The 6,628-nt window shown below is 62.2% G+C and carries 7 protein-coding genes; 4 read left to right on the top strand and 3 right to left on the bottom strand.

Features of this window, described 5'->3' with window-relative positions; genetic code table 11:
* Nucleotides 1-106 precede the first annotated feature (106 nt).
* Both JQ553_RS31000 and JQ553_RS31005 read left to right on the top strand, forming a co-directional pair.
* Nucleotides 107-763: a glutathione S-transferase gene (locus JQ553_RS31000; protein WP_212503861.1), complete on the top strand. Its 657-nt coding sequence runs from the start codon at nt 107-109 to the stop codon at nt 761-763.
* Nucleotides 764-1,090: 327 nt separating this feature from the next.
* Nucleotides 1,091-1,525 carry a cupin domain-containing protein gene (locus JQ553_RS31005; protein WP_212503862.1) on the top strand — a complete coding sequence of 145 codons (435 nt, stop codon included), beginning with the start codon at nt 1,091-1,093 and terminating at the stop codon, nt 1,523-1,525.
* 297 nt (nt 1,526-1,822) lie between these two features.
* Here JQ553_RS31005 and JQ553_RS31010 read toward each other — a convergent pair whose 3' ends face one another.
* On the bottom strand, nt 1,823-2,047 hold the full coding sequence (locus JQ553_RS31010) for a hypothetical protein (protein WP_212503863.1): 225 nt from the start codon (nt 2,045-2,047) through the stop codon (nt 1,823-1,825).
* Between the two features lie 178 nt (nt 2,048-2,225).
* Between JQ553_RS31010 and JQ553_RS31015 the strand changes: the two genes are divergently transcribed.
* Entirely contained in the window at nt 2,226-2,597 is a 372-nt protein-coding gene (locus JQ553_RS31015) for a hypothetical protein (protein ID WP_212503864.1), read from the top strand.
* A 180-nt stretch (nt 2,598-2,777) separates the two neighbouring features.
* On the opposite strand, the gene JQ553_RS31020 is transcribed toward JQ553_RS31015, so the two are convergent.
* The gene (locus JQ553_RS31020) at nt 2,778-3,881 is read right to left on the bottom strand and encodes a mandelate racemase/muconate lactonizing enzyme family protein (RefSeq protein WP_212503865.1); all 1,104 of its coding nucleotides are present in this window, start codon (nt 3,879-3,881) and stop codon (nt 2,778-2,780) included.
* 220 nt (nt 3,882-4,101) lie between these two features.
* Entirely contained in the window at nt 4,102-5,334 is a 1,233-nt protein-coding gene (locus tag JQ553_RS31025; protein WP_212503866.1) for an ABC transporter substrate-binding protein, read from the bottom strand.
* A 237-nt stretch (nt 5,335-5,571) separates the two neighbouring features.
* Between JQ553_RS31025 and JQ553_RS31030 the strand changes: the two genes are divergently transcribed.
* Nucleotides 5,572-6,411 carry an AraC family transcriptional regulator gene (locus JQ553_RS31030; RefSeq protein ID WP_212503867.1) on the top strand — a complete coding sequence of 280 codons (840 nt, stop codon included), beginning with the start codon at nt 5,572-5,574 and terminating at the stop codon, nt 6,409-6,411.
* Nucleotides 6,412-6,628 lie beyond the last annotated feature (217 nt).

A 6,628-nucleotide genomic window follows, 5' to 3' on the forward strand; every position in this document is an offset into this window, starting at 1 on the left:
GCTTGCTGCAAAATTGCGCGGGCGCCCCAGTGCTTGAGCAGGGCGCCGCGTGCCCGCGCCGGCAGACGGTGCGGAGAATTGTCCAGGCGTGCGAGGGAATGGCGACATGGCGAACACGACACTCACCATCAGCAGCAAGAATTATTCGTCCTGGTCGCTGCGCGGCTGGCTGCTCGCCAGATTCTCCGGCCTCGAGTTCGAGGAGGTCATTACCGCGCCCGACGATCCCGCGGCCCGCGCCGAACTTTTGCTGCTGTCGTCCTCGATTCTGGTGCCATGCCTGCGCCATGAGAGCGCGACCGTCTGGGATACGCTGGCGATCGCGGAGTATCTCAACGAGATCATGCCGCAGGCCGGCCTCTTGCCGGAGGATCGCATCCAGCGGGCGCATTGCCGCTCGATCTCGGGCGAAATCCATTCCGGCTTCACGACGCTGCGGGCCTCACTGCCGGTCAACCTGAAGGGGCATTTTCCCGGCTTCAAGATCTGGTCGCGCGCACAGGCCGACATCGATCGCGTCTGCACCATCTGGCGCGAGTGCCTCGCCAAGTCGGGCGGGCCGTTCCTGTTCGGCGAGCGCCGCAACATGGCGGATGCGATGTACGCGCCCGTGGTCACCCGTTTCATGACCTATGACGTGAAGCTCGAGCCTGCACTTGCGGCCTACGCCGACACCATCATGACGATGCCCGAGATGCAGGAATGGATCGAGGCCGCGAAGGCCGAGCCGGCCGACGTCGAGGAGCTCGAGGTCGAATATTAGGCAGCGTGTCGGGCCTACTGCGCGCTTCGCAGGCCCAAGCCGCGGGCAGGTCCTGCCCAAAGGACGCGCCGCCGGCGACTGCCGCGGGCGCCGCATGGCCGGCGGACCCTTGCACCACGAAGACCGCAGACCGCAGATTTGGCCTGAGTTGCAGACGCTTCCTGCGCATCGAAGCAGGCGACCGGCCACGTCGCAGCCGTGCGGCGCGGCTGGCAAGGATTTCGCATGGTTGTTGTCAAGCTGTGAACGCGACGATGCGACGCTGCCGAAAATTTGGACGCTGAGCCGCGCCGCAATCTCGCGAAACGAGACCCGTGGAGGCTTCAGATGAATCAGCGCGCCGTCGTCAGCAAATTCTCCCACGTCAAACCCGGTGACACCGGGTTTAAGGAAGGAGGTCTGCGCGACTTCTTCCTGTATCGCGATCTCGGCATCGCCGACGCCACCGGCGGACAGGTGATCTGCCATCTGGTCAAGGCCAATCCCGACCTGCCGCCCGAGCAAGGCACCGGCTGGCACAAGCATCTCTGCGATTTCCAGATCGTCATCATGACCAAGGGCTGGGCCCGCTTCATGTATGAGGACAAGGAGACGCTGGTCGAGGCCGGCGACGTCGTGCACCAACGGCCGGGCATCACCCACTATCTGTTCGATTACTCGAAGGACATGGAGTATCTCGAAATCGTCAGCCCGGCCGACTTCAAGACGGTCGATGTTGCGCCGGCGACCGACAAGGTACCGCCGGTCACGCCGTGGACCTGATCAGCCATGTCGTCGGCGGAGGAATTAACCTTTGTCGTCGGCCGCTGGCTACGGCCGATCGTCGGCCTTCTGTATGTGGTGCGCCGCCTTGGGCTGATGACCACATCTAGCCATGAACAACGGAGTACGGCGCTTCATCAGTGATTCGGACGCGTTTCGTTCCATCCGCGTTCCAAATCTTAAGGGCAGCCAAAGCCCGCGTCGCGTTTTGAGACAAAGCGCGGCGCGTCAATCATGATGTGGACCCACTGGGTGCCGGTGCAATCCAGATGCCGGCCTACTTAGGTGACGAGCGCCTCAGGCTACGCCTGGTTGTTTCTCGCGCGGCATACGCCAGCCGATGACATTGGCCTCGACGGCGCCTCCCGTTGTCTCATTGCGCCAGCGGCCATCGATAAACCGGCACGCGAACGGCAATTGATACGTCCCGCTATGATCCTCGCAAAGCACTTCCACGCACTGGTCGGGCGAAGGTGCACCATTGCCATCGAATTGCGCCAGCCGTTTTTCGCGCGTTGCCATCTGATCTGTCTCCATCGCCAAGGGTCGAACCAAACAAGTTCCGAAGGCCCCCGCCCCACGTGAAGTTCCCCACAATGGCCGAAGAACAGCGCTTGAATGCGGTATCAGTGTGGTATCGGTGGCTTGTCTGGGACGTCATTTGCACAAAGCTGTGAATGCCGCGGCAGTTGGGGGTGTGATGATCGCTCGCTTTGCTCTTGTCGTATGCGTGCCGCTCGCGCTCGGCGTGTCGGGGAATGCCCTCGCGCAGGATGTTCCCGGCATCGAGATCTGCACCGTCGAAAAGACCATGGAGCGGCGCACCAGTTGCCTGCAAAGCAACGTCGATTTCCTGCAGAAGACGATCACGAAGCTTGCGACCGACAATCAGCAGAAGCTCGATGCTGCGAACCGCCAGATCGAGGCATTGAAGAGCACGGTTGCAGGTTTGCAGAAGCTTGTTGCCGATCTGCAAACTGCGCAGACGAAGATGACGGAAGATCTGAAGAGGAAAGCCGAGGCGCCGCCGGCGAAGGACGCAGCGCCCGCGGCGAAAGAGGGGACGAAGTAGCGCACCTGTCTCCCCATCATTTGAGAGCGAAGCGGTTGTCCGCCGTAGCCTCGGCGAAGGTGGAAGCAATTCATCGTCCCGCGTGCGAGGAGAGATGGATTGCTTCGTCGCTTCAGCGCAAATTGCTTCGCAATTTTGTCGCGAGCTCCTCGCAACGACGACGGAGGGCGAAGCTTGCCTCTACGCCACCCGATACTTCTCCATCACGCCTCTGTCAGGCTCATAGCCTAGACCCGCGCCCTGGGGCACCGCGACGTGGCCGCTGGCGTCGACGTCGATGTGGCCACCCCACAGGCAGGCGGGGCGCGTCATGAAGAACACCTCGATCAGGCCCTCATCGCGGATCGACATCAGATGCAGCGTTGCGAGGAAGCCGGGCCCGAAATAGGGCGAGTGCGGAATCACCTTGACGCCAATCTCGTCGGCGAGTGCCGCGACCCTCAGGAATTCGGTGATGCCGCCGACCTTGATCACCGAAGGCTGCGCGTGGCTGACGGCGCCCGCCTTCATCATCTGGCTGAACTGATGCACCGTGCAGGCGTTCTCGCCGGCGGCGATGTCGAGCCCGCCTTGCTTGCGCACTTCGGCGAGTGTCGCAAAATCCTCCGGCGGCCATACAGGCTCCTCCAGGAACATCGGCGCTGCGGCCTTGCAGTCCTGCGCGAAGCGGATTGCGGTCGGCCCATCCATCGGGCAGTTCATGTCGACCATCAGCGGCACGCCGGAGCCGATTGCCTCGCGCGCGGCCAACACGGCCGGAACCGTGGTCTCGTGCAGCTTGATTGCGGAGTAGCCAAGCTTGATCGCTCTGCCGCACTCGGCCGCGATGTGCTCGGGGCTGCCGATGCGCAACAGGCTCGCATAGGCCGGGATCAGCTTGCGTTTTGCGCCGCCGATCAATTGATGCAGCGGCACGCCTTTCACCTTGCCGGCGAGATCCCACAGCGCGATGTCGAGCGCGGATACCGCAAACATCGTGATGCCGTAGCGGCCGAACAGATGCAGATTGCGCTGGATCTGCTCCATCGCAGCGGGAATGCCGTCGGCATCGGGAACGTCGAGGCCGCGCGCCTGCGGCGCGACCATCTCGGTAACAGCCGTGCAACTCGTCTTTGGGCAGACATAGGCGAAAGCGTCGCCCCAGCCGGTCAGGCCCGCGTCGGTCGAGACTTCGACGACCACCATGTCGAGCGCCGAGATCGCCGAAGCGCCCTGGCGGAAGCTTGCAGGTCCCGCGTCATAGGGGATGCGAATGTGGTGGGCGCGGACATCGGTGATTTTCATTGTTGTTGCCTTTCCGATTGTGATGGAATTTCAGCCATGGCTGGGCATAGCCGTCCGAAGCACGGCGTCGCTTACGCGCGCCTGTGGCCGGTACATCCGCGTCTTCCCGCCACGACCAGGAAGGAACGTGGATGCCCGGGACGCCTGGCGCGAAGACGCGCTTCGCGCTTCTGCCCCGGGCATGGCAAGTCAGGCGTCGGCAAACCGACTGAGCGAAGCCTTACGAGCTCTTCTCGCCACTCATGATCGGGCCGAACCGGTCCCAGCTCTCGCCCTTGAAGCGCATCATCTGAAGCTGCTCGATCGGGGCGAAATCATCGGGCGCGGTCTTGACGCGCGTACCCGGCAGGTAGATGCCGATCTCGAAATTGAGGCTCGCGGCCTGCTTCATGACGTTCTCGCGGGTGAGATTGTCGCCGCATTGCCGCAGCACCTGCTCGAGCCCCTTGGCCACGCCATAGCCGAACACGGTCGCGGCATCGTCCTGATCGCCTTCGGGATACCATTTGGTCATGAAGGCGCGCCATTCATTCATGGCCGGATCGGTCTTCCACTCCGCATCCTTGGGATCCTTGAGATAGGCGGTGGAGAGGATGCCCTGGCTGTTGTCATAGCCGGCCGGCTTGATGACACCGCCGATCGAGCCCGACACGTTGGTGAGGAACTGCTCGGGATGCCAGTTCAGCTCGGCGATCTTCTTGATCGCCTGCGCCGCGAATTTGGGTGTCGCGATGTTGACGAAAATATCAGGATTGGCGCCCTTGATCTGCACCACCTGCGAATCCACCGTAGGAGATGACGTCTCATAGGACGACTCGATGACGATCAGCTTGTTCGCCTGGTCGCCAAGACCGTCGTGCAGGCCGATCAGATAGTCCTTGCCGAAATCGTCGTTCTGATAGAGTACGCCGATCGTCTTGCCGGGATAATTCTGCAGGATGTACTTGGCGTAGATGCGCGCTTCGACCTGGTAGCTTGGCTGCCAGCCCATGGTCCACGGAAAGTTCTTCGGATCGTTCCACTTGGCCGCGCCGGTGGAGACGAAGAGCTGGGGCACTTTCTTGGTATTCATGTATTTCTGAATCGCCGTATTACCCGGAGTACCCAGCGGGTTGAAGATCAGGAGCACCTCGTCGCTTTCGACGAGCTTACGGGCCTGCTCGACCATCTTCGGCGGGCTGTAGGCGTCGTCGTAAGATACAAAATTGATCTTGCGGCCGTTGATGCCGCCTTCGGAATTGAGCTTGTTGAAATAGGCCGCTTCCGTCTTGCCGATCGTCGCGTAGGCGGACGCCGGCCCCGAATAGGGCATGATGTTGCCGACCTTGATCTCGGTGTCGGTCGCGCCCGGATCGTATTTCTTCTGCGCGTGAGCGGCGGTTGCAACGGCGATCGCGAGACATCCCGCAAGCGCGGCTGATTGGGCATAGCTCAAGAGTCGGTGATGCATCATTGTTCTCCCTGACATGCTGGCCGTGGCTCATGCAGTCTTGATTGTCGGGCAGCTTGGTGAGCCGTCGGATCGATGCGTCGGCGAGTATGCACGAATGCGACTATGTTACCAGCAACGCCTTTGCGATAATTTCCCGTGCAGCGGAACGGGCGGTTCCGACCGCGAACAGCAAGGACTGTCAAACCCCGCGTACGGCGGGCGCGCATGATGTGGCGCTTCGAAGGAGGGCCGTCGTCCATGAACCCAGCCCAGAAGGCGCTCTGGTACATCGAAAGCCATCTCGGCGCGCCGCTGACGCTCGACGAGATATCGGGCGTTGCCGGCGTCTCGCGCTTTCATCTGGTGCGGGCCTTTGCGGAGGCGACCGGGTTTTCGGTGATGCGCTACGTGCGGATCCGCCGGCTCAGCGAAGCCGCGCGCGAACTCGCGGCCGGTGCGCCCGACATCCTGAGCCTCGCACTGGATGCGGACTATGGCTCCCACGAAGCATTCACCCGCGCGTTCCGCGACCATTTCGGCGTCACGCCCGAGATGGTTCGCGCCACGACGTGCCTGAAGACCCTCAAGCTCCAGGAGCCGATCACCATGATCTCGACAGCCCTCGATCACCTTGCGCCGCCGCGCATTGCGACCGGCAAGGCCTTCCTCGTCGCCGGCATTGGCGAACGCTACAATCATGGCAACGACAGCACTGCCGGCATTCCGAACCAATGGCAAAGCTTTCACCTGCAGTGTCCCAATATTCCGCGACGGGTCGGCAAGGTCTCTTATGGTGTCTGCTGCAACGGCGACGACGCCGGCAATTTCGACTACATCGCCGGCGTCGAGGTCGATGACTTCTCCGACCTGCCGCGCGAATTCGCCCGCGTCCGGATTGCCGAGCAGACCTACGCCGTGTTCACCCACGCCGACCACATCTCGACCATCCGCCGCACCGTCAACACGATCTGGAATCGCTGGCTGCCGCAATCCGGCATGCAGGTCGCGGACGCGCCGAATTTCGAGCGCTATGACGAAAATTTCGATGGCTCGACCGGCAATGGCGGGCTCGAGATCTGGGTGCCGATCAAGCAATAGGGCGAGCGGCAGGGAGCGTTGTGTTGTCGCACCTCCGACCTCGATCACTGATTTGCCCGACGCGGCAAGTCCTCGGGCGAGAAATATTCCGCTTCCGGATTGACCCAAATCAGCGGTTTAATCCGCCCGTCTCATCCGATTGAGGGGCGCTTCGCCATCGTCACGAGTGTTGGGTTGAGATGCGGTGGACGCTGCGGCACACGAGGCGAACGTGCCA

This window comes from Bradyrhizobium lablabi (genome assembly GCF_018131005.1).
GTDB lineage: Bacteria > Pseudomonadota > Alphaproteobacteria > Rhizobiales > Xanthobacteraceae > Bradyrhizobium > Bradyrhizobium lablabi_D.

What these genes read in the sequence shown, in the direction of transcription:
- JQ553_RS31000 (WP_212503861.1), top strand. Translation starts at nt 107, where the DNA reads ATGGCGAACACGACACTCACCATCAGCAGCAAGAATTATTCGTCCTGG.
- JQ553_RS31005 (WP_212503862.1), top strand. Translation starts at nt 1,091, where the DNA reads ATGAATCAGCGCGCCGTCGTCAGCAAATTCTCCCACGTCAAACCCGGT.
- JQ553_RS31010 (WP_212503863.1), bottom strand. Translation starts at nt 2,047, where the DNA reads ATGGCAACGCGCGAAAAACGGCTGGCGCAATTCGATGGCAATGGTGCA.
- JQ553_RS31015 (WP_212503864.1), top strand. Translation starts at nt 2,226, where the DNA reads ATGATCGCTCGCTTTGCTCTTGTCGTATGCGTGCCGCTCGCGCTCGGC.
- JQ553_RS31020 (WP_212503865.1), bottom strand. Translation starts at nt 3,881, where the DNA reads ATGAAAATCACCGATGTCCGCGCCCACCACATTCGCATCCCCTATGAC.
- JQ553_RS31025 (WP_212503866.1), bottom strand. Translation starts at nt 5,334, where the DNA reads ATGATGCATCACCGACTCTTGAGCTATGCCCAATCAGCCGCGCTTGCG.
- JQ553_RS31030 (WP_212503867.1), top strand. Translation starts at nt 5,572, where the DNA reads ATGAACCCAGCCCAGAAGGCGCTCTGGTACATCGAAAGCCATCTCGGC.